The sequence below is a fragment of the Pleomorphomonas sp. T1.2MG-36 genome, assembly GCF_950100655.1.
GTDB lineage: Bacteria > Pseudomonadota > Alphaproteobacteria > Rhizobiales > Pleomorphomonadaceae > Pleomorphomonas.
In genome coordinates this window covers 146234-170023 of the sequence record NZ_CATNLY010000052.1, presented here as the reverse complement: position 1 = coordinate 170023, position 23790 = coordinate 146234, and the positions used below count along the sequence as shown (strand labels likewise).

Genomic DNA, 23790 nt, shown 5'->3' with positions numbered 1-23790 from the left:
GACGCCTGCCGCCCGGGATCAAGCGGCGGCCGAGTTGGCGAGATACTCCTCGACGATGCCGCCGAAATCCCGGATGCCCCGTTCCACCGTCTGGGCGGTGGCGTTGACCTCACCGGCGACGCTGACCGTCTCGGCCGAGGCCGCCTCCACCGTTTCGACCTCATCGGCCACCATCGCCGTTCCCTCGGCGGCCGTCGCGATGGAACGGCTGATTTCGTCGGTGGCTTGCGACTGCTGCGCCACCGCCGCGTCGATGGCGTCCGACAGCGCCCTCACCGAGGCGATCTTGAGGGTGATGCCCTGGATGGCATCGACGGCCGCCCGCGTGCTGGCCTGGATCTGCGCGACCTGCGAGGCGATGTCGTCGGTCGCCTTGGCGGTCTGCCCGGCGAGATCCTTCACCTCGGAGGCCACGACCGCGAAACCCTTGCCCGCCTCGCCCGCCCGCGCCGCCTCGATGGTGGCGTTGAGGGCAAGCAGGTTGGTCTGGGCGGCGATGCCCCGGATCAGGTCGACGACGGCGCCGATGCGGTCGGCAGCGTCGCTGAGCGCGCCGATCTGCCCGGAGGAGGAAACAGCCTCGGCATCCACCTCGGCGACCGCCTCGGTCGACCGGCGGATCTGCTCGCCGATCTCCTGGATCGAGCTCGACAGCTCCTCGGCCGCCGCGGCCACCGACCGCACGTTCGAGGAGGCGGAGTTCGACTTGTCGCGCATGGCCTCGGCCCGGCGACGCGTGTCGGTGGAGGTCGTCGACAGCCCCTCGGCCGTCGCCTTCAGGGCGGTCATCTGTTCGTCGACAGTCCCCTGCATGCGGCTGGCGGCGTCGCGGAACGCGCCGGACAGAGCCCTGAGGCGCTGCTCGCGATTGCGTTGCTGCTCATAGCTCTGGCGCTGTTCGTCTTCCAGGCGAAGCCGTTCCTCGACGCCGAGACGCAGCACCTCCACCGCCGAAGCGATCTGGCCGATCTCGTCGGCGCGGCCTCGATAGGGCACGTCGATATCGGAGTGGCCGCTCGCCAGCGAGGCGATGGATTGCTTGAGCGTGCAGAGCGGCCGGGTGACGACGCGGCCGATGAACACCTGCACGATGACGATCATCGCCAACGCGCCGATCAGAAGCGCCCCGGCAATCCGCCCCGTCAGCGCGGTGATGGACTGCGCCAGGGTGTCGGTCCGCCAGGCAATGGCGATATGCCCCATCGGATTGCCCGCCTTGTCCTTGCCGACCGGCATGACGATCAGCTCGGCGCCATTGACGGAGCGGTGCGTGCCGCCGGCTTCGCGGTGGTCGACATCGGTCTCGCGATGGTCGCCATCGCCAGGGCTTGCCGCCAGGAGGTCCGCCGCCTGGGCATCGAGATAGGCGGCGTCGGCATCGGCGGCCGCGAAGTCCGAAATCAACGTGCCGTCGGCGGCCAGGACGCGCACGCTCAGGATCGGCGGCGTCGGCCCCTTGACGAACTCGGCATAGGCCTCTGCGACGACGTCCTTCTTCTTCCACTTGACGCCGCCTTCGGTGGCGGCGGCGATCAGCCGCGTCATCTGCAGGCGGGCTTCGGCGAACTCCTCGCCAACGATGGCCGAGGTGCTGCGCAACGAAACGAGGGCCGTGGCGGCGATGACCAGCAGGATCACGGCGGTCAGGATCGCGGCAATCTTGGCCTTCAGCGAAAGGTTGAGAAGCGCTTGGGGCATGGTCCGTTTCGTCTCCGCGTCAGAGAGTGCGTCCAAGGCCCGACGACGCCGTCGAGGCGCGCCGGATGGCGCGGCCTCGCGTGAGGCCGCGTCGTGCCGGTGATCTGGCGTAACCGACCGGGCGCCGGTCGGTCAGGCCGAAGCCCGCTTGGCCCGGATGCAACCGGATCAAGCGGAACGAGTATCAGAGGCCGTCGACGTTGATGCCGACCGTGACGGCGCCGATCGCCGCGCCGGTCTTCGGATCGACGATGGTGGCGCTCACCTGCGTCTGCAGCTGCTGCGTCGACTCGTCCTTTTCCACATCGTCCACGAAGATGGCGCCCGGCCCGCCCTGGAACGACTTCTGCCACTTGGCCTCGTCGCCCTGCCAGTAGTCCGACGTCGGGTCGCTCTGGCCGACGTTGAGCCCCTTGCCGTCGGTGACGAACAGCTCGGTGATCACGCCCTCCGACTTCTCCCGCTGCTCGACCAGGAACTTGGACAGCGGCGTGGCAAGCGTTTCGTCGATCATCGGCTTGTCGGCCGCTTCGACCTCGGCCCGCCATTTCTGGTCGAGCGCGTCGATATCGGCCTGCTTCAAGCCGGCGAACTTGGCGTTCTGCGCATTGACCGCATCGACGACCACCGCTTCCGACAGGAACGGCAGGACGTGTTGCTCCACATAGGCGCGGGCGGCGACGGCGTAATCATCCTCGGCCAGGGCTTGGTTCACCCCCACCGTGGAACAGAGCAGCAGACCAAGCGTCACATATCGGGCTATCGTCATGGAACCCTCCAAGAGAATTACGGGCAACGAATGCCACGCGAAGGGTTTCCCAAAACATAAATCCAAAGTGGAAAACGACGTAACGTCGAGTTACGACGCGTTTTAATCTCCTATATTTAAGCGAATATGCGCCGGATCGACAGTTATACGGAGCCTAAAACCACCAAGAACAAAAGTATTAGGCGATTTTGACAAGGTCGTAAATAATCCGAATACGGTGGCAGCCCACCAACTCCGTCGTTTGCTGGCGGATCGTCGTTGGAGGGCGACCAAGCCGGGCGATCCTTCCAGACCGCCACGGCCCGGTGCCGCAACCGATCGTCAGACGGCCGAATAGTCCATCCGCTTCAGATCCTCGATCAGGCCGGGACCGGTCGGCGTCCAGTTGAGGCGCTGGCGCGTCAGGTCGCTCGACGCCGCGAGGTCGATGGCGGCGAAGGTGGCGAACCAGCCGAAGTGATCTCGCGCCTCCTCCGGCGCGATCGAGCGAGCCGGCAGGCCGAGGCCGACAGCCACCGTCTCGGCGATCTCGCGGGCGCTGACGCCCTCTTCCGCCACCGCGTTGTAGCGTTCGCCGCTCCGTCCCCTGTCGAGCACCAGCACGTAGAGACGGGCGACGTCGCCGACATGGCACGCCGACCAGCGATTGAGCCCCTCGCCGACATAGCCGACGACGCCCTTCGCACGGCACATGGCGACATAGGGCGTGACGAGCCCCTGCTTCACCGTGTCGTGCACCTGCGGCAGCCGCACCACGCGCACGTCGACGCCGGCCTGAAGCGCCGCATTGCCGGCCTCCTCGGAAGCGATGCGCGGGTTGGCGTGGGCGGCGCTGAACACCGTCTCGATGGCCGGCTTGCCGTGCCCCTGCTCGCCCATACCGACGCCGGAGGTGATGATCAGCGGCCGGCCAGAGCCCTTGATCTCGTCGGCCAGGGCACCGATCACCCGCCGGTCCTTCTCGCAGTTCTCCACGAACCGGCTGAAGTCGTGGTCGAAGGCGGTGTGGATCACCGCGTCGGCCCCGGCCGCGCCGGCCCGAATGCTGGCAAGGTCCTCGAGTTCGCCATGGTGGGCCGTGGCGCCCGCCGCCTTGAGCGCCTCGGCGCCCTGCTCGGACCGCGTCATGCCCAGAACCGCGTGCCCGGCCGCCAGAAGCTCCGGCACCACATGCGAGCCGATGAAGCCGGTAGCCCCCGTCAGAAATACGCGCATAGGAGTTGTCTCCGCTGTTGTGATGCGGAGACTTTAGCGCCCGATTTTCAGGGTAAAAGGTGTGACCTTATAGGGGTATACGGCCTAACAGGATGCGTGCCGTCCGGTCAGTTCATCCGGCGCACCGTGGGCGGCGTTGCCGGCGGCGATTTCTTCTTCTCGTTCGACTTGAGGCAGTCATAGTATCGACCAAACGCCCTGCGCTGGAAACTGAGGTCATACTGCCCCGCGCCGACACCATCGGTTTCGACATCGAGGGTCCGGCTGCCCGTAATGGCATTCAGTTGCTTGATGCCGAATGGCTCGGTCATGACATAGTCGAGGACACCGGTGTTCAGAAACCCTTTCCCCATAAGCCGCAGGTTCAGCGAGCCTTCATTCCTCAGTTCAACATTATAGATCTTGCTCTCTGGCGACTTATTCACCTCGCTGAAACTGATCGAGTGGGTCATCCGCCCCTCGTAGGGGGACGACGTCAGAGTCAGCGCTTTGTTCTCAAACCAGAACACGCCAACGCAGGTGCGGTAACGGGCATCGCGCATGATGGCCCAACTGTCGCCTTTGTCGAAAAGCGCAGCGGTAGACCGGGATTCGGCGCTTGTGGCAGGAGAGTGAGCCACCAGAACAGCCGCCAGCGAGACGGCGATCACAGCGAAAAGTCGGAAAGACCTGACCATGGAGCCCCATTCCCAAACGCACGTCGATTGAAGGCGAAGCAACCGGAAGGCGCAACGGCAGCCCTACCTATCCGGGCGATAATAGACATGCTTCGTTGAGAACGCAGCCCGCTCATACGGCCCCGGCCACGGAGCGATGATCTTTCCGAAGGGGCTCCAACGAGAGAGCCGCAGCGGCGCCGCGCCGTCAGCGAGCTGGAATCTTGCCCCGGTCGAGATCCGCTTCGCATTGGAGCATCCGCAGCATACCTTCCCGCATGCCCTCGAGTTCATAGCCCCCATAGTCCCGTCCGTCGATGGTCACGAACATGGCGCCGCCCTGGGAGAAGTTCACCCCAAACTGCCGGTCCAACTTGCGAAGATGAACGCCACCATACCCCTGAGACGCGGCCCCATTTGCCTCGCTCCTCCAGACGATATCCTTCCAGAACTCGATCTTGACGTCATGCTTCTTGCTTTTGCTGAACTCCATACCTTTCTTCAGGAAGATAAAGTAGAAGGACAGCTTGTCGGCTTCGTCTTCATCCAGCCCGATATAGGCCAGCGCGCCCCCGTCGAATGACGTTGCCAGACTGCATGACTGACGCTCCGGCTGCATCAGGATGGTCCAATGCTTGCCATCGGCATCATAGACCCTGTCCGCCATCGCATCCTTGGCACTCCGCGCCAGGGATGGAGAGCAAGACAGGGCGACGAGCAAGATCGGGAGCAGTATCAGGTTACGCATGGACATCGTCAGGACCATTATGGCAACGGTTGAAGCACGCCGAGATTGAAGTCGTGCCAACCGGCATGCAAGCGTAGGTTTACATATGTGAACAAAAAGAAAACATCGCCAAGCTGGAGACGGCCGGCCGTGCCCCGCTCGGCACTCTCACGCCCGCCGCTCTCGTGCCCGGCCTAGCAGGCTCCATCGCCCTGAAAAGCCCAGCAAACCGCCACACCCTAGGGAAGGCACGCATGGCTCACCGGCGTCGCGATCGTTTCATCGGCCCGCCCATTGTGGTATCGGCCACGGGCAACCGGCAGCCCAGGGACTCCTCGCGATGACGCTTCTTCCTCCGACCTACGACATCGGCAAATCCTACGAGGAGAACTTCAGCGCCGGCCCGGTCTACGCGAGCGCCATCCCGCCCATGCGGGCCGCGCGGAAGACCTGGTCCTTTCTGGGCTTCGAGCTGTCGAGCCCGATCGGCGTGCCGGCCGGCCCGCTGCTCAACGCCGCCTATGTCGAACTCTACGCCCGCCTCGGCTGGGACGTGCCCGTCTACAAGACGGTGCGCAGCGTCGCCCGCGCCTCCCACCCCGCGCCGAACTGCCTGTTCATCGCCACCGACATGCTGGCGGAAGCCGACGCCCACACCACCCGCACCGTCGCTCCCGCGCCCCAGTCGGTCGGCGGCCTCACCATCACCAACTCCTTCGGCATGCCCAGCATGGCGCCGGACGACTGGCAGGCCGACGTCCGCCGCGCCTCCGGGGCGATGCGGCCCGGCCAGCTCATGGTGGTCAGCGTCGTCGGCACGCCCGGCGCCGACGGGCGCGACCTCAAGGACGACTTCGCACACACCGCCGCGCTGGCCAAGGCGGCGGGCGCCCGCGTCATCGAGGCCAACTTCTCCTGCCCCAACGTCGCCAGCGCCGAGGGCGAGCTGTTCCGCGACGCGCAAACCTCAGCCGCCATCGTCCGGAACATCAAGGAGCGGATCGGCGACACGCCGCTGATCATCAAGATCGGCGCGCTGCCGGAAGACCACCTCGCCGCCGTGATCGAGGCCTGCCTGCCCTTCATCGACGGCGTCGCGGCGATCAACACCGTGCCGCTGTCCATCGTCGATGCCGCCGGCAATCAGGCCCTCCCCGGCAACGGCCGCCTGAAGAGCGGCGTCTGCGGCGCCGCCATCGCCGGCGTCGCCAGCGAGATGACCGGCCGCCTGCTCGCCATCCGCGATCGCCTGAAGGCGACCTTCGCCGTCGTCAGCGTCGGCGGCGTGATGACGGAGGACGACGTCGACCACCGCCTCGCCATGGGCGCCGACCTCGTCATGTCGGCCACCGCCGCCATGTGGGACCCGCTGCTCGCCTCACGTTGGAAGACCCGCCAGGGATAGGGCGCCTCACGCCCTCGGCGGGCGCTTCAGGACGAGAAGCGCCTTTGCGTCGCCAAGGTCCATGTCCGAGGCGATGCCGATCCTGAGCCACTTGCCGTCGTGGAAGGTTTCCGCCGCGTCGTAGAGCGCCATCAGGCGCGGGCCGAGCCCGTCGCGCCGCGCCTCCACCTTGTCGCGCTCCGCCGCGCCCAGCACGATCACCACGGAGAAGGCGCGGTACTCGGGCAGCAGCGTACAGAACGCCTTGGATTTCTTGTAGCGCAGCGACCAGCCATGCTTGCGTCCGCCATGGGTCCAGTCGGGCGCGAACACGCCGGGATAGGAGGCGGCGATCCAGTCCCTGAGCGCCGTCCAGTAACCGAACGCGGCCTCGCCCACGAAGGCGCGAAGCATCGCCGCATCCGGAACCGCCGCCTTGTCGACAAGCCGGGCGCCGATCTCGGGCGTAGTCATGGCGCGTCACTCCCTCGGACTCTCGCATGAGAGAGCCTATCGCGAACCGCGCCGGCAACCGCATTGGCCCTTCGGATCGAAGCCCCCAAAACGAAAGCCGCGCCCCTCACCGTCGTGAAGAGCGCGGCTTTGTCATCTCTTGTCCACCCTCACTCGGCGGCGAGCGGAATGCCGTCCGGCCCCAGGAGCGTTGGCCTCGGCCCGACCGGCGCGGTCGAGACCAGATGCGGGCGGGCCGGAGCCTGTGGGTGGGTTGCCGGCGGGTGGGCGTCCGCCTCGATTTCCGCCTCGTCGGACTCGTTGGGATCGGCAAGCTTGCCGAACACCCAGCCGATGGCCCGGTTGAGCCGGTTGATCATCAGGTAGAACGAGGGGATGAACACCAGCGACAGCACCGTGGAGACCAGGAGGCCGCCGATCACCGCGATGGCCATCGGCGCCATGAACTCGGCGCCCTGGCCGCCGCCGTGGGCCGCCGGGTACATGCCGGCCACCATGGCGATGGTCGTCATGACGATCGGGCGGGCGCGCTTGCGGCCGGCGTCGATGATCGCCTCGGTCTCGCTGAGGCCGTGCTTCTGCCGCTCCACCGCGAAGTCCACCAGCATGATGGCGTTCTTGGTCACGATGCCCATCAGCATGAGGATGCCGATGATGACCGGCATCGACACCGCGTAGCCGGTGATGAGCAGCGCCACCACCACGCCGCCGATGGACAGCGGAATGGAGCCCAGGATGGTGATCGGCTGGAACACGCTGTTGAACAGCAGGATCAGCACGATGAACACGATGGTCAGGCCCGCGATCATCGCCACCGCGAAGGCCTCGAAGATCTCGGCCTGGATCTCGGCGTCGCCGGTGTTCTGGATGGTGACGCCGGCCGGGAAGGCCTTCACCGCCGGCAGGGCGTTGATCGCCTCGAGCCCCTGGCCCGAGGTGAAGCCCGGCATCATGTCGGTGCCCACCTTGACCAGGCGCGCCCGGTCGTAGCGGTCGATGGTCGACGGTCCCTGCCCGAAGCCGATGTCGGCAACGGCCGACAGCGGCACCGCCACGCCCGAGGCAGTGGGGATCCGCAGCGCGGCGAGCGTCTCGATGTTGCCGCGGGCGTCGGTGTCGAGCTGCACGCGCACCGGGATCTGCCGGTCGCCGTCGTTGAACTTGGCAAGGTTGGCGTCGACGTCGCCGACGGTGGCGACGCGCAGCGTCTGCGACAGCGCATCCGTCGACACGCCGAGATCGGAGGCGACGTCGCGGCGCGGCGTCACCCGGATCTCCGGCCGGGCGAAGGACGACAGCGCCGACGGGTTGGAGAACATCGGGTTGCCCCGCATGTCGTTCTCCAGCGACGCCGCCGCCTTGGCCACGGCCTCGCCGTCCTTGCCCAGGACGCCGACGGTCGCCTCGCGGTCGCCGCGCTCGTTGACGAAGAAGAAGCGGATGTCGGGGATGGAGCGCAGCACCGCCTGCACCTTGTACTCCATCTGCTTCTGGGTCTGCGTACGCTCGGTGCGCGGCACCAGATTGACGATCAGGGCGGCGCGGCGCGTCTCCAGCGTGCCGGTCGGCGAAGTGCCGCCCATCACGAACACGCTCTTCACCTCCTTGAAGGCATGGAGACGGTCGGAGATGGTGTCGGTCACGCCGCGCGTGTCGTCGAGCGTCGAGCCCGGCGGCAGTTCGATGGAGGTGACGATGCGCGCCTGATCGCCCGGAGCGAACAGCTCGGTCGGCAGCTTGCCCGCCTGCTCCATGGCGAACAGGAAGGTGGAAAGGCAGGCGACGATGGTTACCACCGGCATCACCGGCACGCTCAGGACGTGGCCGCGCACCCGGACCTTCGGCGACCACAGCGTCACCTTCAGGAAGGCGGCATAGGCGCGCACGAAGGGGCCGCCCTCGTGCTCTTCCGGGTGCGGCCGGGTCAGCCAGGCCGTGAAGAGGGCGAAGAACACCACGCCCACCGCCATCCACAGCGCCGTCATCTCGCCGCCCGAGCCGGTCAGGAAGTTCACCGTGGCGTCGACGCCGTCGAAGATGCCGGAGCGCTCGCCCAGCGGCCCGATGTCCTTCAGCCAGTAGACGCCGAAGTAGGCCAGCACGCCCAGCGGCACGAACCAGACGATGCGGCGCAGCGCCGTGCGCACGAAGCCGCGATAGACGGGCCGGCCGTCCTCGCCGTCGCCGGTATAGGGCGTCTTCATGAAGTAGGCGGCCAGCATCGGCGTGATCAGGCGGGCGGTCAGCAGCGAGAAGAACACCGCCAGCGCCACCGTCAGGCCGAATTGCCGGAAATACTGGCCGGAAATGCCGCTCATGAAGCTGACCGGCGAGAAGATGGCGATGATGGTCGTCGAGATGGCGATCACCGCGAGGCCGATCTCGTCGGCCGCCTCCACCGCCGCCCGATAGGGCTTCTTGCCGGTGCGGATGTGGCGGACGATGTTCTCGATCTCGACGATGGCGTCGTCGACCAAGATGCCGGTGACCAGCGTGATGCCGAGAAGGCTGACCATGTTGAGCGAGAAGCCCAGCATGTCCAGCGCGAAGAAGGTGGGAATGGCCGACAGCGGCAGCGCGATGGCCGAGATGATCGTCGCCCGGAAATCGCGCAGGAACAGGAGGACGACGATGACGGCGAGCAGCGCGCCCTCGATCAGCGTCTTCATCGAGTTTTCGAAGCTGTTGTAGGTCTGCACCGTGGAATCGTCGATGCGCTTCATCGACACGCCCGGATAGTCCTTGGCGAGGCGATCCACCACCTTGCCGACGCCCTCCGACACCGAGGCGTCGCTCGCCCCCTTGGCGCGATAGATGGCGAAGGCCACGGCCGGACGGCCGTCGAGCCGGGCGAAGGACTTCGGCTCCGCCCAGTGGTCGACCACCTGGCCGACGTCCGAGAGGCGGATGTTGCGGCCGTCGGAAAGCGGCAGCCGCGTCGCCGCGAGGTCGGCAAGCGTATGGGCGCTGGCCAGCGTGCGCACGGCCTGCGTCTGGCCGCCCACCTCGCCCTTGCCGCCGGAGAGATCGGCGTTGACCGACCTCAGCGCCGTGTTGACCTGCGAGGCGGTGATGCCGAGCGCCATCAGGCGGTCGGGGTCGATCTGCACCTGGATCTCGCGCTTGACGCCGCCCATGCGCTCGACGCGGCCGACGCCGCTCACGGTCTGCAGGTCGCGGATCACCTTGTCGTCGACGAACCAGGAAAGCTCTTCCGGCGTCATGGCCGGCGAGGCCGCCGCGTAGGTGATGATCGCCTGCCCCTCGATGTCGATGCGCCGGGCGACCGGCTCGTCGATGGTGCCCGGCAGGTCGCCGCGGATCTCGGCCACCGCGTCCTTGACGTCGTTGAGCGCGCGATCGGTGGCGACGTCGAGGTTGAACTCGACCACGGTGGAGGAAACGCCGTCGGTCACCGTGGAGTAGATGTGACGCACGCCGGAAATGCCGGCCACCGCGTCCTCCACCGGCTTGGTCACCTGCGTTTCCAGTTCCGAGGGCGCCGACCCGCCGTCGGTGATGGTCACCGAGATCAGCGGCAGGTCGATGTTCGGCATCATGGTGATCGGCAGCCGGGAGAACGAGTAGAGCCCCAGCGCGATCAGGCAGACGAACAGCAGGATGGGCGGGACCGGATTGCGGATCGCCCAGGCGGAAAAGTTCCAGTTCATCCCTTCACTCCCGCGCCAGTCTTGGTTTCAGTATCCGTGGCGACCTGCGGCTTGACCTTGTCGCCATCCCTCAGAAACGTCCCGGCCTTCGAGACGACGAGTTCGCCTTCCGCAAGGCCCTCCGTCACTTCGACGAAGCCGGCGTCGGTGAGGCCGGTCTTGACCGTTCGCGTGTCGACCGCGCCATCCTTCACCACCTGCACGATGGAGCCGTCGCCGCCGTCGGCGACCGCCGTCACCGGCAGCACCAGCCCCTCGCTGTGGGCCACCTCGACCGTGCCGCGCGCAAAGGCGCCGACACGCAGGTCCTTGCCCTCCGGCAGCGCGATGCGCGCCTTGCCGAGACGGGTGGCGGCGTTGATCTCAGGCAGCACCAGGCGCACCACGCCGGCCACCGCCTCGCCGACCCCCGACGGCCGCACGGCCACCTTCTGGCCGACCTTCAGCTCCGGCAGCAGCGTCTCGGTGACGTCGGCATCAAGCTCGATGTCGCCGTTCTCGGCGATGACGAACAGCGGGTTGCCGCCGGCCGAGGCCACCTGCCCCACCACCGCGTTGCGGCTGAGGATGAGGCCGGCGCGCGGGGCGCGGATCTCGGTCTTGGAACGGCGAAGCTCCAGCTCGGCCCGCTGCGCCTCGACCAGCTTGCGGCCCGCCTCGGCGGCGCTGAGCGCCTCTCTGGCGACCTGAAGCTGGGCCGCGGCCTGATCGGCCGCCAGCTGCCGCTGGTCGAAGGCGTCCTTGGCCATGGCGTTGGTCCCCACCAGGGCCTGCGCGCGCCGGAACGCCTGTCCGGTCTGGGTCACCAGCGCCTCGGCGGAGGTGATCTGGGCGCGAGCCTGGGCGATCTGCGCGTCGGTGGAGGCGAGTTGCGAGGTGTTCTGGGCGAGCAGCACGTCGACGGTGTCGACGGCGAGGCGGGCCAGCACGGCGCCTTCCTCGACCCGGTCGCCGGCATCGAAATGAACGCTCTCGATCTTCAGCCCCTCGACGCCCGGCGTCACCAGCACCTGCTCGCGCGCCACCAGCGTGCCTGTCACGATCACCTTCTGGCTGAGCGCCTGCCGGGCCGCCTTGACGACGCTGACCGTCGGCACGACCTCCTGCGTCGCGGCGGGCGCCGCGGCTTGCTCCTGCGCCAGCGCCGGCAACGTTACGATCGTACCGGCCAGCAGCGCGCCGGCCAGTGGCATGAGCCAGAACTTCATTGCGGAACGTCCCCATCGCCGGCTTGTGCCGGGCTTCAAACATGACAAAAAGTTAATCTGCGAACACATGTGGCGTCACCCCTCGTTTGCCAAGGGGGGAGCGACCTTCGGTGCCTCATTTTGCAGGACGGCCGTGACAACCCGCGACAGGATGGTTTCGGCTCGCTCGACGTCGTAGCTGGGGTTGAGCCCCATGCGCAGGATCACGCCGTCGGCGAAGGCCATCAGCGTCATCAGAACGGTGTCGACGTCGGCATCGGGCGCGATCTCGCCCGTCGCCTTGGCGCGCTCGAACACCTCGTGCACCAGCTTGCGGTTCTCCACCTCGCAGGCGGCGAAGAAGGCGCCCACCGCCGTGTTGCGCATGCTCTCGACGTAGACCTCGAGCATCATCTGCACCGCCCGCCGGTCCCGCATCGTTTCGATATAGGTCAGGCCGCTGCGCAGCAGCCGGTCGTGCAGCGAGCCGGGCTCCAGCAGCACTTCCAGGATGCGCCGGCCGGCGCACTGTTCCTCCTGGGCGATCGCCTCGATGATGGCGTCCTTGGAGGCGAAGTAGCGGTAGAGCCCGCCGGGGCTCATCTTGGCCTCGGCGCAGATCTCCTGCATCGAGGTGCGATGGAAGCCGGCGCGCGAGAAGCAGGTGCGTGCCGCGTCGAGTATGTGCGACCGCCGCCCGTCCTGCTGCGCCGTCAGGGCTTCGTGCCGCGCGGGCACCGCCACGCCATGGTCCATAGGAGTATCCCCTTGCGCACCCCGAGGATGCGAACGAACGTTCGCTCCCATAGAATTGTGGCCCCGCCGCGTCAATGCAAGCCACCTCACATCGTTCACCAGTGGTTACCGGCGAACGACTGCAACGGCCAATTGGTACGACTTTTTAGCTAACGCCTTGCAGTCACGTCGGTTTACTCCTCCTCCACCGCCAACGGCGCGACAGGCGCGGCGCGACGCCCTCCCGGGTTGCGTTACCGACCGCCGAGACGGCGATTACCTCAGATCGAATACGGATATCGATAGTCAGCTTTGTTTTTTGACTTGCAGCCTTAGGAAATCGGGTTCATGCTCCTGTCCGTACGCAACAAACGAAAGGAGGTGACCGGTGAACCTAAGCAATCGATCCTCGATCGAGGCAAGACTTCGCTGGACAATAGCTTCCTTGAGCGACCTTCAGTTCTGAACAATTGCCTAACGGTTCGTTGCGACGACCCCATGTGTGTCGCACGAAAACTGGCCGTCTCGTCCATTTGCTAAGAAGTGGACCGTGACTGTCGGGTCGAGGAAATGCGCATGCCTCGTTCCATCTCAACCGGATGGAGCGGGGCATGTCGTTTTTGGAGGCCTTCGCAGACGGTTCCTCACGCGATGTTCAAATCGGCGTGATCGGACCGAATATGCTGCCCGGACCGCCCGTCAGGCTCACACCCAGCCGAGCTGCCGCGCCTGCGAGGCACCGTCGCGCACGCCGTGGCGGCTGGCGATGCGGCCTTCCTCCAGCGTGAACCACTCGATGGCCGTCAGCTCGAAGCTCTTGCCGGTGGCCGGAAAGCCCCGGAAGGGCGCCACCGACGTGCCCGTCTCCCTGAAGCGGACGACGACGCTGTCGCCCTCCTCGACCATCTCCTGAACGTCGAGATGCATCCGCAGCGCGCCGTGCAGGTCCTTCCAGACCGGCATTGCGAACTCCACGGAGCCCTTGCCGACCACGCCGTGAATGGCGGCATCCGGCGAGAACAGCGTCGCGAGCCGCTCGAAATCGCCAGCGTTCATGGCCTCGACGTAGCTCAGGACAACCCTCTTGCCGGCGCTGATATCCGTCATGTTCTCACTCCTTTAGGGCCCGCATCGGGCGGGCCGACGGCCGTGCATCTAGCGGATCGGTCCGATGCCGGGGAGCCGCGCCCTTGCAGTCCGGTTCTGCGCTGATGCAGAATAGGCCATGCTCGACTGGAACAGCCTCCGCGCCTTCATCCTGACCGCCCGTCACGGCTCGACGCTGAGGGCGGCGCGGGCGCTCGGCGTCAACCAGACCACCGTCATGCGCCGCATCGCCGATCTTGAGCGGACGCTGGGGTTGCCGCTCTTTCACCGCCACCGGCAGGGCTATCGCCTCAGCGCCGACGGCGAGGCCCTCCTGCCGCAGGCCGAGGCGATGGAGCGGCAGGCCGACGCGCTGCTCGACAAGGCGCGCGAACGGCGACGCCAGCTCTCGGGCACCCTGCGCATCACCGCCACGGAGCTGACCGTCGCCAAGCTGCTGGCGCCGGCCGTCGCCGCGTTGCGCGATCGCCATCCCGAGATCGCCACGGAGATCGTCGTCACCGACGCACGCCTCGATCTCCAGCGTGGCGAGGCCGACATCGCCATCCGTGCCGGCGGCGCCAATGAGGAAGACGGCGTGATCCGGCGGAAGATCATGGAGTCCGTCTGGGGCGTCTACGGCAGCCGCTCGCTGATCGGGAGGCACGGCGAACCGCTCCAGCCGGCCGACCTCGCCGCCTTCCCGGTCATTGCCGGCGACGGCTCGATGGCCGCGACGGCGCCCAACGCCTGGCTGCTGGCGGCGGCCGGCAACGCCAGGGTCGCCTACCGATCCAACTCGATGTCCGGTCTCCTGGCGGCCACCAAGGCCGGCATGGGTCTCTGTGCCCTGCCCGCCCTCGCCGCCTCCGGCGAACCCGACCTCGTCCTCTGCGCCGCCCTGCCGACCTTCGCCGCGCCCGTCTGGCTCTGCTACCACGAATCCCGCAAGGACGACCCGCTCCTCCGCACCGTCGCCGGCTTCCTGGGCGACTGGATCGGCGAGAGGGGGGACGCGGAGATCCGGCACGGAATGCCTGATGCCTAGGCGACGCCAATGCGGGCCGGCATAGGGAAAGGCACCACCCCCGATTGCGCTTGCACAACCACCCGAGGCCGCTAATCTGGCATGGCCTGATCGGACCGGCCGGTGGGCTTTCCCAACCGAGACCAGCCCGAATGTCCAGCAGCGCCAAGCCTGTCCGCTTTTCTGCAAAGCCCGCGCGTGTCCTGTGTGGTGCCATCGCCTTTGCCATGGTGCTGGGAGGCTTCCACAATGTCGTTGCGCCAGCCTTGGCGGGAAATCCCGCCCGTTCCCAATCCACCGATCGCGACATCGCGAACCATGACCACACAATCGGCCGCCTTGGAAAAGAGGCCGGCCCGTTGTCTCGCAGGCGGATAGCTACCGCGCTCATGTCCAAGGGAAATGATCTTTATGACCGCGGCTCTCTTGATGAAGCGATTGCAATCTACGATGAGGTCATCGCTCGCTTTGGAAGCGCCACTGAATTGAACCTGCGCGTGCAAGTCGCACGGGCTTACGTGAACAAGGGGGCTGCGCTCTCCCGTCAACATCGCTCCGACGAGGCGATTACCGTCTTTGATGAGGTCATCACCCGCTTAGGAGCAGCTACCGAACGGCCCTTGCGCGAAAGCGTTTTCAACGCACTCGATAACAAGGGGTTCGCGCTTGGAGAACTGGGCCACAACGAGGCTGCGATCGCTGTCTACGACGACATCATCGCTCGCTTGAGAGCGGACGCCAGCATACCCGCCCGCAGGGCGATTGCCAGGGTGCTTGTCAACAAGGGACAACGGCTGGCGGCACTCGATCGCTTCGACGAGGCGATCATGGTCTATGACGATGTCGCTCTACACTTCAGCGAGACAACCGAGTTGTCCCAGCCCGTGCAAGTCGCCATGGCCCTTCTGAACAAGACAACAGCGCTCCGCGCACTTGGGCGTAACGACGAAGCCTTCGCCGTCGGTGACGACCTCGTCAATCGCTACAGCACAGCGAAGGAGGCGGGCATACGTGACGCTGTAGCCATGACGCTCTACAACAAAGGCGTATCCTTTGACCTACTCGGGCGAACCGAAGACGCGATCACCACTTATGACCTAGTCATCTCCCGTTACGACACGGCACCAGAATCATCCATCCGTGACTATGTCGGCAAGGCATATCTGAACAAGGCGAGGATACTCGACAAGCTTGGGCGCCACGAAGATGCGTTCGCCATCTTCGACATCATCGTAGCCCGCTTCGGAGCAAAGACCGATCCACACCTGATCGAAATAGCCGCCGAGCTCCCCTCACGTGAGATTGTCGCCAGAGCGCTCCTAAGCAAGGGAGATACTCTCACCGAGATCAAGCGCTATGAAGACGCGATTGCGGCTTGCGATGACCTCGTTGTCCGTTTCGGCGCGGCTACCGAGTTGGTTCAGCGCCAAGCAGTGGCCAGGGCGCTCGCGATGAAGGCGCGTGCGCTCGGCAAACTTGCGCGTCAAGAGAACGCGAAGGCAGTCTTCAATGAAGTCGTCGTCCGCTACGGCACGGCACCTGAGCTGCCCCTACGCGAGCAGGTTGCTTTTGCGCTCGTGAGCAAGGGAATGATCCTCGATGGGCTTGGACGCAGCGATGAGGCGCTCGCGACCTACGATGACGTAGTTACCCGCTACAGCAGTGCAACTGAACTGTCCTTGCGCGAGCAAGTGGCGAGGGCGCGCTTTAACAGAGCAGGGGCGTTCGAAAGGCTTGGGCGTAACGACGAAACTCTCGCCGCCCTAGACGACTTCATCGTCCACTATGGCACCACGACCGAATCCGCCCTGCAGGAGCTAGCCATTAAAGCGTTCATAAACAAGGGGTTAAAACTAGAAGGACTTGGGCGTCCTAACGATGCGATCGCCGCTTATGACGCCGCCATCGTCCAATTTGGTGGCACGACCGAACCTATTCTAGGATTGTGGGTCGCCGTTGCAGAAGCCGGCAAGGAACGCCTGCACAAACACTAGACCTGCACGTCCTGGCCCTCGCCATGCCACCGCGAACGGCTACTGTGCGATGCCACCTCGACTTTCGGCTTTGAATCGCCTCATCCGGCGTTTACCATGGCTTGGCCCCGCTCGGGCCGACCGGCGGGGCTTTGTTGAATCGAGCCCGAGGTCCGGATGTCCCGTATTGCCAAGCCGACCCGTTTTTCCGTCAAGCCCTTGCACCTTCTGACCCGCCACCTTGCCGACGTGGCGTCCGGCCGCGCCGATCCCGACCTGGTGATCACCGGCGCCCGCGCCCTGTCCACCTATTCCGAGCGCATCCTGAACGATCGCGAGATCTGGATTTCCGGCGGCCGCATCGCCGCCGTCAAGGAAGCCGGCAGCTATCGCGGCGGCTCGGCCACGATCTACGACGCCAAGGGGGGCATCATCGGCCCCGGCCTCGTCGACCCGCACATTCACATCGAGAGTTCGATGGTGACGGCCTGCGCCTATGCCGAGGCCGCGCTGCTAAACGGCACCACCACTATCTTCTGCGACAGCCACGAGATCGGCAACGTGATGGACGTCGCCGGCATCGAGGCGATGATGGAGGATGCCCGCGAGGCGCCGCTCTCCATCTTCCACACGCTGGCCTCCACCGTGCCCGCCACCTCGCCCGAGCTGGAAACGGCCGGCGGCGACCTGACGCCGGAGAAGATCGGCGCCCTGTTCGACAAGTGGCCCGAGGCCGTGGCGCTCGGCGAGAAGATGGACTTCGTGCCGGTGACCATGGGCGATGAGCGCAGCCACGCCATCATCGCCGCCGCCCTCAGTCGCGGCCGGCCCGTCTCCGGCCACGTCTACGGCCGCGAGTTCGTCGCCGCCTATGCCGCCTCCGGCGTCACCGACACCCATGAGGCGGTCGACCGCGACATCGCCGACGATCTCCTCGAAGCCGGCGTCTGGATCTTCCTGCGCGGCGGCCCGCCGACCACGCCCTGGCACTCGCTGCCCGAGGCGATCAAGACCATGACCGAGCTCGGCGCCTCGCCGCGCCGCATCGCCGTCTGCACCGACGACCGCGACGCCGAGGACCTCCTGGCCTTCGGCCTCGACTGGGTGGTGCGGCAGGCCTACCGCATCGGCGTTCCGCGCACCACCGCCTGGGCGATGGGCTCGATTTCCGGCGCCACGCGCTATGCCATGGACGGCGAGATCGGCGGCCTCGGCGGCGGCCGGCGCGCCGACCTGGTGCTGCTCGACGACGATCTGGTGCCGCAGTCCACCTGGTACGGCGGCGAGCTGATGGTCGACCGCCGCTCGATCACCCCGACGCTGGAAGCGACCCTCGAAGCGCGCTACCGCTACCCGGACGCCGCCTACGCCACCATCCACCTGCCGAAAGAGCTGAAGCTGACGCCGGAGCTGCCGACGGAGCCGGTCACCGCCAACGTCATCCGCGCCGAGCTGCCGGGCATCGTGCTGAAGCACGTCAAGATCGCGCTGGAGCCGGCCAACGACTGGCAGACGCTGTTCGACCGCCACGACCTCGCCTTCGTCACCGTCGTCGAGCGGCACGGCAAGTCGGATGGCAACGTGGCGCGCGGCCTTCTGCAGAACTTCGGCCTGAAGCACGGCGCCGTCGCCTCCTCGGTCGGCCACGACAGCCACAACATCATCATCGCCGGCACCAACGAGGCCGACATGGCGGTGGCGCTCAAGGCCATCGAGGCCGAACGCGGCGGCATCTGCGTGGTGCGCGACGGCGTGGTGACGGCCATGGTGCCGCTGCCGGTGGCCGGATTGATGTCCGACAAGCGCGTCCATCTCGTCGCCGGCGAAGTACAGGCGCTGAAGGTGGAGTGGGAGAAGGCCGGCTGCACCCTGCCCTACATGGGCTTCAACCTGATCCCGCTGTCGGTCATCCCGGAAATCCGCATCACCGACAAGGGCATGGTGCTGGTGCCGGAAATGACCCAGGTGCCGCTGTTCGACGCGGCCGAATAAGCCGACCTCGCAGCTTTCGGCCCCCCGCCACGGCGGGGGACTTGCTATCCAAGGGCGCCGACCGGCTTCCCGGCGCCTCGATCAGCGCAAGGGACATGCATGGAAACGGTGGCGATCGTCCTCATCCTGTTGCTGGCCGTCGTCATAAGCGGGGTGCTGGCACGCATGTCGCCCATCGCCCTGCCATTGCCGCTCTACCAGATCGCCCTGGGCGCCTGCATCGCCTCCGTCGCCAATCTGGGCGTCGAATTGCAGCCGGATATCTTCTTCCTGCTGTTCCTGCCGCCGCTGTTGTTCCTCGACGGCTGGCGCATCCCCAAGGAGGGGCTGTTCCGCGACAAGGGCACCATTCTGGAGCTTGCCCTCGGCCTCGTGGTCTTCACGGTTCTCGGCGTCGGCCTGTTCATCAACTGGATGATCCCGTCGATGCCGCTGGCCGTCGCCTTCGCGCTCGCCGCCATCGTCTCGCCCACCGACCCCATCGCCGTGTCGGCCATCGCCAAGCGGGCGCCGATCCCCAAGCGGCTGATGCACGTCCTCGAAGGCGAATCCCTGCTCAACGACGCGTCCGGCCTCGTCTGCATGCGCTTTGCCGTGGCGGCGGCGCTCACCGGCACCTTCTCGCTGGCCAGCGCCTTCGGCACCTTCCTGTGGCTGGCCATCGGCGGCATCGTCATCGGCACCGCCGTCACCTGGGGGACGATGAAGGTCAAGAGCTGGCTGTCGAGGATGTACGGCGAGGACAGCGGCTCGCAGATCCTGGTCAGCCTGCTCATTCCCTTCGCCAGCTACCTGCTGGCCGAGCATTTCCATTGCTCGGGCATCCTTGCCGCCGTCGCCGCCGGCATCACCATGAGCTACGCCGAGCAGACCGGTCAGGCGCTCGCCGCCACCCGCGTCCGCCGCAGCGCCGTGTGGGACACCGTGCATTTTGCGGCCAACGGCATCATCTTCGTGCTGCTCGGCGAGCAGTTGCCGCAGATCGTCGCCGGGGCGGCGCGGGTCGTCGAGGAAACCGGCCATCACGATCCGGCGTGGCTGCTGATCTACATCCTCGCCATCAATCTGGCGCTGGCCGCCCTGCGGCTCCTGTGGGTCTGGGCCTCGTTGCGCTTCGTGCTGTTCAAGGCGGCGCGCCGGGGCAAGACCGTGGACAAGCCGAGCTGGCGTCTGGTGGCGGCGACATCGCTGGCCGGCGTGCGCGGCACCATCACGCTGGCCGGCGTGATGACGCTGCCGCTGGCAATGGACGACGGCTCGCCCTTCCCGGCCCGCGACCTCGCCATACTCCTGGCCGCCGGGGTGATCATCGTGTCGCTGGTCGCCGCCAGCGTGGCGCTGCCGCGCCTGCTCAACAACCTCAGCCTGCCGCCCGAACCCTCCAACCAGGAAGAGGAGGACGGCGCCCGCACGGCAGCGGCCGAAGCGGCGATCCGGGCCATCGAACAGGCGCAGCACAAGATGGGCGAAGGCCGCGCCGACGCCGACCTCTACATCGATGCCGGCGCCCGCATCATGGAGCTCTACCGGCAGCGCATCGACGGCCGCGCCAAGACCGGCGACGAACGCGACCTCGCCCGCCGGATCGACGACATCGAACGCAAGCTGCGCCTCGCCGGCCTCAAGGCCGAACGCGACGAGATCTATCGCAAGGCGCGCAGCCGCAGGCTGTCGGACGACGCCGCGCGCAAGCTGGTCCGGGAAATCGACCTTCTGGAAGCGCGCTTCGGCGCGTCTACATAAACTCTAACCGCGGACGACGCAGAAGTTGTTGCCCTCGATGTCCTTCAGCACCGTGTAGCCGTCGCCCTCGCGGACGAAGCTGGCGCCCAGCGCCTTCAGCCGGGCGATCTCGGCGGCGGGGTCGGAGGCCGCCACGTCGAAGTGAACGCGGTTGCGGTCGGGGCGCGGCCCCGTCTTGAGATGGAAGCAGAGGCGCGTGCCCGGACCGACGACCATGACGCTCGGGTCGGTCTCCGGCGTCAGGCCCAGGGCCGCCAGCCGGGCGATTTCCGCGTCGTCGTAGGGCAGGATCTCGTAGCCGTCGAGCACCTGGCTCCAGAACCGGGCCATGGCCGAGGGAACGTCGCAGTCGACCACCACTTCCTTGAGCCGCGCCATCGTAGCCTCCCTGACGTCGATCGCGTTCAGCCCGCAAGTTCCACGAGAAGTTCAGGTATTGCAAGCCGGCGCTGGAAAAGCCGCCGTTCGAGGCTGCCGGCCCCGCCCTACCCTGCCACCGCGCCACGGCGCGGCTGGATCGACAGGTCCTCGTCGTCGCTGTCGCTGCTCAGCCCTTCGAGGATCGGGCAGTTGGGCCGGTCGTCGCCGTGGCAGGCGCAGACCAGCTTGGACAGCGTCCGGGTCATCTCCTGCAAGGCGGCGATCCGCTTGTGCAGATCGTCGATGTGGTTCTGCGCCAGCCGCTTCACCTCGGCGCTGGCCCGCCCCTCGTCGCGCCAGAGGTCGAGCAGCTCCTGGATCTCGGCGACGGAAAAGCCCAGGTCGCGCGACCGGCGGACGAAGCGCAGCATGTGAACGTCGGTGTCCGAATAGTCGCGATAGCCCGACTCCCGCCGGTCGGCCTTGGGGATCAGCCCGGTCTGCTCGTAGTAGCGGATCATCTTGGCCGACACGCCGGAGGCCTTGGCCGCCTGTCCGATATTCATGTCCGACTCCTTGTCATCTCTCAAACGGCGAAGCGGCGCAGCCGCAAGGCATTGCCCAGCACGAACACGCTGGAGAGCGCCATGGCGCCGGCCGCGAACACCGGCGACAGCAGGATGCCGAGCGACGGGTAGAGCGCACCGGCCGCCAGCGGGATCAGCGCCGTGTTGTAGGCGAAGGCCCAGAACAGGTTCTGGCGAATGTTGCCGATGGTCGCCTTGGAGAGCGCGATGGCGTTGGGCACGCCCTGCAAGCTGCCCGACATCAGCACCACGTCGGCCGCCTCGATGGCGACATCGGTGCCCGTGCCGATGGCGAGGCCGACATCCGCCTCGGCCAGCGCCGGCGCGTCGTTGATGCCGTCGCCGACGAAGGCCAGCGTGCCGTGCTCGGCCTTGAGCCGGCGCACCGCCTCCACCTTGCCGTCCGGCAACACCTCGGCCACCACCTCGTCGATGCCGAGGCGGGCGGCGATGGCCTTGGCCGTCAGCGCGTTGTCGCCGGTGATCATCGCCACCTTCAGGCCGAGGTCGTGCAGCGCGGCGATGGCGGCCGGTGTCGCCGGCTTGATCGGATCGGCCACGGCGACGATCGCCGCCAGCTTGCCGTCGATGGCCGCATAGAGCGGCGACTTGCCCTCGCCGGCCAGCCGCCTGGCCACATCGGCGAAGCCCGATACGTCCAAGCCGAGCTGGACCATGTAGCGGTCGGCGCCCAGTTCGACGCGCTGGCCGCCGGCCACCGCCCTCACGCCCAGCCCGGTCACCGAGCCGAAATCGGTCACCGCCGGCAGTTCCAGCCCCTCGGCCTCGGCCGCCGCGACGATGGCGCGGGCGATCGGATGCTCGGACTTGCTCTCGGCCGCCGCCACCAGCGCCAGCACCGCCGGGCGGTCGAAGCCCTCGGCCAGCTCCAGGTCGGTCAGCGCCGGCTTGCCCTCGGTCAGCGTGCCGGTCTTGTCGACGGCCACCACCTTGGCGTCCCTCAGAAGCTGCAACGCCTCGCCCCGGCGGAACAGCACGCCGAGCTCGGCGCCCCGGCCGGTGCCGACCATGATCGAGGTCGGCGTCGCCAGCCCCATGGCGCAGGGGCAGGCGATGATCAGCACCGCCACCGCGTTGATCAGCGCGAAGGTCAGCGGCGACGACGGTGCCAGCATCAGCCAGACCGCGAAGGTCAGCGCCGCCACGCCGAACACCGCCGGCACGAACCACATGGTGATGCGGTCGACCATGGCCTGGATCGGCAGCTTGGAGCCCTGCGCCTCCTCGACCATGCGGATGATCTGCGACAGCACGGTGTCGCCGCCCACCGCCGTGGCGCGGAAGGCGAAGGCGCCCGTCTGGTTGACGGTGCCGCCGACCACCTTGCCGCCGGTGGTCTTGGCCACCGGGATCGGCTCGCCGGTGATCATCGACTCGTCGACGAAGCTGTCGCCTTCGATCACCTCGCCATCCACCGGCACCCTTTCGCCCGGCCGCACCTCGACGACGTCGCCGGCCATCACCGAAGCGATGGGAAGGTCGACGAGCCGCCCATCGCGGCGCACGTGCGCCGTCTTCACCTGCAGGCCGACGAGGCGGCGGATCGCCTCGGAGGTGCGCCCCTTGGCGCGCGCCTCCAGCAGGCGGCCGAGCAGGATCAGCGTGACGATGACCGCCGCCGCCTCGTAATAGACGTTGAGCGTGCCCGCCGGCAGCAGGCCCGGGGCGAAGGTGGCCACCAGCGAGTAGCCGTAGGCGGCGAGCGAGCCCACCGCCACCAGCGAGTTCATGTCCGGCGCCAGACGCCAGAGCGCCGGCAGCCCCTTGGCGTAGAAGCGCCAGCCGGGACCGAACATGACCAGCGTCGTCAGCACGAACTGCAGGTACCAGCTGCCCTGCATGCCCAGGGTGTCGGCGATCAGCATGTGCATGCCGGAGAACAGGTGCGAGCCCATTTCCACGACGAACACCGGCGCCGTCAGCACCGCCGCGACGATCAGGTCGCGCGTGAGCGTCCGCCGCTCGGCGTCCTTCCGGTCGGCCCGCTCCGCGTCCTGGGCGAGGCTGTCGGCGACATCGGTCGCCCCGATCTGCCGCGCGTCATAGCCGGCCGTCTCCACGGCGCCGATCAGCGCCGCCGCCTCGGCGGAACCGCGGATGGTGGCGCGCTCGGTCGCCAAATTGACGATGGCCTCGTCGACGCCCGGCACCGCCTTGAGCGCCCGCTCGACGCGACCGACGCAAGAGGCGCACGTCATGCCCTCGACGGCCAGCTCGACGCGCCCCTCCGCCACCGGCGACGCCGGCACCCCGTAGCCGGCCATCTCCACCGCGTCGACCAGCCTGGCGCGCTCGACCGGCGCATGGGTGGTGATGCTCGCCCGCTCCGTCGCAAGGTTGACCGACACCGTCTCGACGCCCGGCACCGCCTTGAGCACGCGCTCGACGCGGCCGACGCAGGAGGCGCAGGTCATGCCCTCGATGGGCAGCGATATCCGGGTGGACGATGGCGAGGCGGTGCGAGCGGGGGCATTCATGGCCGCTT

Annotated in this window: 18 protein-coding genes; 5 read left to right on the top strand and 13 right to left on the bottom strand. The window is 67.2% G+C overall.

What is annotated here, in order from left to right; all coding sequences use genetic code 11:
- Positions 1-18: 18 nt before the first annotated feature.
- The 5 genes from QQZ18_RS21835 to QQZ18_RS21815 all read right to left on the bottom strand — a co-directional run bounded on the left by QQZ18_RS21835 (position 19) and on the right by QQZ18_RS21815 (position 5086).
- On the bottom strand, positions 19-1698 hold the full coding sequence (locus QQZ18_RS21835; protein ID WP_284543111.1) for a methyl-accepting chemotaxis protein: 1680 nt from the start codon (positions 1696-1698) through the stop codon (positions 19-21).
- Positions 1699-1882: 184 nt separating this feature from the next.
- Entirely contained in the window at positions 1883-2467 is a 585-nt protein-coding gene (locus tag QQZ18_RS21830; protein ID WP_284543110.1) for a hypothetical protein, read from the bottom strand.
- A 321-nt stretch (positions 2468-2788) separates the two neighbouring features.
- Positions 2789-3682 (bottom strand): SDR family oxidoreductase, encoded by an 894-nt coding sequence (locus tag QQZ18_RS21825; RefSeq protein ID WP_284543109.1) that lies wholly within the window; start codon positions 3680-3682, stop codon positions 2789-2791.
- A gap of 107 nt (positions 3683-3789) precedes the next feature.
- On the bottom strand, positions 3790-4359 hold the full coding sequence (locus QQZ18_RS21820; RefSeq protein WP_284543108.1) for a hypothetical protein: 570 nt from the start codon (positions 4357-4359) through the stop codon (positions 3790-3792).
- A gap of 187 nt (positions 4360-4546) precedes the next feature.
- Positions 4547-5086: a hypothetical protein gene (locus QQZ18_RS21815; RefSeq protein WP_284543107.1), complete on the bottom strand. Its 540-nt coding sequence runs from the start codon at positions 5084-5086 to the stop codon at positions 4547-4549.
- Between the two features lie 319 nt (positions 5087-5405).
- Between QQZ18_RS21815 and QQZ18_RS21810 the strand changes: the two genes are divergently transcribed.
- Entirely contained in the window at positions 5406-6470 is a 1065-nt protein-coding gene (locus tag QQZ18_RS21810) for a hypothetical protein (protein WP_284543106.1), read from the top strand.
- A 6-nt stretch (positions 6471-6476) separates the two neighbouring features.
- Here QQZ18_RS21810 and QQZ18_RS21805 read toward each other — a convergent pair whose 3' ends face one another.
- The 5 genes from QQZ18_RS21805 to QQZ18_RS21785 form a co-directional block, all read right to left on the bottom strand.
- Positions 6477-6923 (bottom strand): DUF3788 domain-containing protein, encoded by a 447-nt coding sequence (locus tag QQZ18_RS21805; protein WP_284543105.1) that lies wholly within the window; start codon positions 6921-6923, stop codon positions 6477-6479.
- Between the two features lie 149 nt (positions 6924-7072).
- Positions 7073-10594 (bottom strand): efflux RND transporter permease subunit, encoded by a 3522-nt coding sequence (locus tag QQZ18_RS21800; RefSeq protein ID WP_284543104.1) that lies wholly within the window; start codon positions 10592-10594, stop codon positions 7073-7075.
- Positions 10591-11802 carry an efflux RND transporter periplasmic adaptor subunit gene (locus QQZ18_RS21795; RefSeq protein WP_284543103.1) on the bottom strand — a complete coding sequence of 404 codons (1212 nt, stop codon included), beginning with the start codon at positions 11800-11802 and terminating at the stop codon, positions 10591-10593. Before QQZ18_RS21795 ends, QQZ18_RS21800 begins: the two co-directional genes overlap by 4 nt.
- 75 nt (positions 11803-11877) lie before the next feature.
- Positions 11878-12537, bottom strand: coding sequence for a TetR/AcrR family transcriptional regulator (locus QQZ18_RS21790; protein ID WP_284543102.1), 660 nt, complete (start codon positions 12535-12537; stop codon positions 11878-11880).
- Positions 12538-13221: 684 nt separating this feature from the next.
- Entirely contained in the window at positions 13222-13623 is a 402-nt protein-coding gene (locus QQZ18_RS21785) for an ester cyclase (protein WP_284543101.1), read from the bottom strand.
- A gap of 118 nt (positions 13624-13741) precedes the next feature.
- Here QQZ18_RS21785 and QQZ18_RS21780 point away from each other — a divergent pair, with 118 nt between their 5' ends.
- The 4 genes from QQZ18_RS21780 (at position 13742) to QQZ18_RS21765 (ending at position 20337) form a co-directional block, all read left to right on the top strand.
- On the top strand, positions 13742-14650 hold the full coding sequence (locus QQZ18_RS21780; protein ID WP_284543100.1) for a LysR family transcriptional regulator: 909 nt from the start codon (positions 13742-13744) through the stop codon (positions 14648-14650).
- 131 nt (positions 14651-14781) lie between these two features.
- On the top strand, positions 14782-16623 hold the full coding sequence (locus tag QQZ18_RS21775; RefSeq protein ID WP_284543099.1) for a tetratricopeptide repeat protein: 1842 nt from the start codon (positions 14782-14784) through the stop codon (positions 16621-16623).
- Positions 16624-16788: 165 nt separating this feature from the next.
- Positions 16789-18594 (top strand): adenine deaminase C-terminal domain-containing protein, encoded by a 1806-nt coding sequence (locus QQZ18_RS21770; RefSeq protein WP_284543290.1) that lies wholly within the window; start codon positions 16789-16791, stop codon positions 18592-18594.
- A gap of 99 nt (positions 18595-18693) precedes the next feature.
- Complete coding sequence (locus tag QQZ18_RS21765) at positions 18694-20337, top strand: Na+/H+ antiporter (RefSeq protein WP_284543098.1); 1644 nt, start codon at positions 18694-18696, stop codon at positions 20335-20337.
- Positions 20338-20340: 3 nt separating this feature from the next.
- Here the strand turns inward: QQZ18_RS21765 and QQZ18_RS21760 are convergent, their stop codons facing one another.
- The 3 genes from QQZ18_RS21760 to QQZ18_RS21750 all read right to left on the bottom strand — a co-directional run bounded on the left by QQZ18_RS21760 (position 20341) and on the right by QQZ18_RS21750 (position 23782).
- Complete coding sequence (locus tag QQZ18_RS21760; protein ID WP_284543097.1) at positions 20341-20715, bottom strand: VOC family protein; 375 nt, start codon at positions 20713-20715, stop codon at positions 20341-20343.
- Positions 20716-20822: 107 nt separating this feature from the next.
- A complete protein-coding gene (gene cueR, locus QQZ18_RS21755; protein WP_284543096.1) occupies positions 20823-21263 on the bottom strand; it encodes a Cu(I)-responsive transcriptional regulator in 441 nt (146 codons plus the stop codon).
- Positions 21264-21283: 20 nt separating this feature from the next.
- Positions 21284-23782 carry a heavy metal translocating P-type ATPase gene (locus tag QQZ18_RS21750; RefSeq protein WP_284543095.1) on the bottom strand — a complete coding sequence of 833 codons (2499 nt, stop codon included), beginning with the start codon at positions 23780-23782 and terminating at the stop codon, positions 21284-21286.
- Between the last annotated feature and the right edge of the window lie 8 nt (positions 23783-23790).

Coding starts and splice junctions, on each gene's coding strand:
- QQZ18_RS21835 (WP_284543111.1), bottom strand. CDS start 1,698: ATGCCCCAAGCGCTTCTCAACCTTTCGCTGAAGGCCAAGATTGCCGCG.
- QQZ18_RS21830 (WP_284543110.1), bottom strand. CDS start 2,467: ATGACGATAGCCCGATATGTGACGCTTGGTCTGCTGCTCTGTTCCACG.
- QQZ18_RS21825 (WP_284543109.1), bottom strand. CDS start 3,682: ATGCGCGTATTTCTGACGGGGGCTACCGGCTTCATCGGCTCGCATGTG.
- QQZ18_RS21820 (WP_284543108.1), bottom strand. CDS start 4,359: ATGGTCAGGTCTTTCCGACTTTTCGCTGTGATCGCCGTCTCGCTGGCG.
- QQZ18_RS21815 (WP_284543107.1), bottom strand. CDS start 5,086: ATGCGTAACCTGATACTGCTCCCGATCTTGCTCGTCGCCCTGTCTTGC.
- QQZ18_RS21810 (WP_284543106.1), top strand. CDS start 5,406: ATGACGCTTCTTCCTCCGACCTACGACATCGGCAAATCCTACGAGGAG.
- QQZ18_RS21805 (WP_284543105.1), bottom strand. CDS start 6,923: ATGACTACGCCCGAGATCGGCGCCCGGCTTGTCGACAAGGCGGCGGTT.
- QQZ18_RS21800 (WP_284543104.1), bottom strand. CDS start 10,594: ATGAACTGGAACTTTTCCGCCTGGGCGATCCGCAATCCGGTCCCGCCC.
- QQZ18_RS21795 (WP_284543103.1), bottom strand. CDS start 11,802: ATGAAGTTCTGGCTCATGCCACTGGCCGGCGCGCTGCTGGCCGGTACG.
- QQZ18_RS21790 (WP_284543102.1), bottom strand. CDS start 12,537: ATGGACCATGGCGTGGCGGTGCCCGCGCGGCACGAAGCCCTGACGGCG.
- QQZ18_RS21785 (WP_284543101.1), bottom strand. CDS start 13,623: ATGACGGATATCAGCGCCGGCAAGAGGGTTGTCCTGAGCTACGTCGAG.
- QQZ18_RS21780 (WP_284543100.1), top strand. CDS start 13,742: ATGCTCGACTGGAACAGCCTCCGCGCCTTCATCCTGACCGCCCGTCAC.
- QQZ18_RS21775 (WP_284543099.1), top strand. CDS start 14,782: ATGTCCAGCAGCGCCAAGCCTGTCCGCTTTTCTGCAAAGCCCGCGCGT.
- QQZ18_RS21765 (WP_284543098.1), top strand. CDS start 18,694: ATGGAAACGGTGGCGATCGTCCTCATCCTGTTGCTGGCCGTCGTCATA.
- QQZ18_RS21760 (WP_284543097.1), bottom strand. CDS start 20,715: ATGGCGCGGCTCAAGGAAGTGGTGGTCGACTGCGACGTTCCCTCGGCC.
- cueR (WP_284543096.1), bottom strand. CDS start 21,263: ATGAATATCGGACAGGCGGCCAAGGCCTCCGGCGTGTCGGCCAAGATG.
- QQZ18_RS21750 (WP_284543095.1), bottom strand. CDS start 23,782: ATGAATGCCCCCGCTCGCACCGCCTCGCCATCGTCCACCCGGATATCG.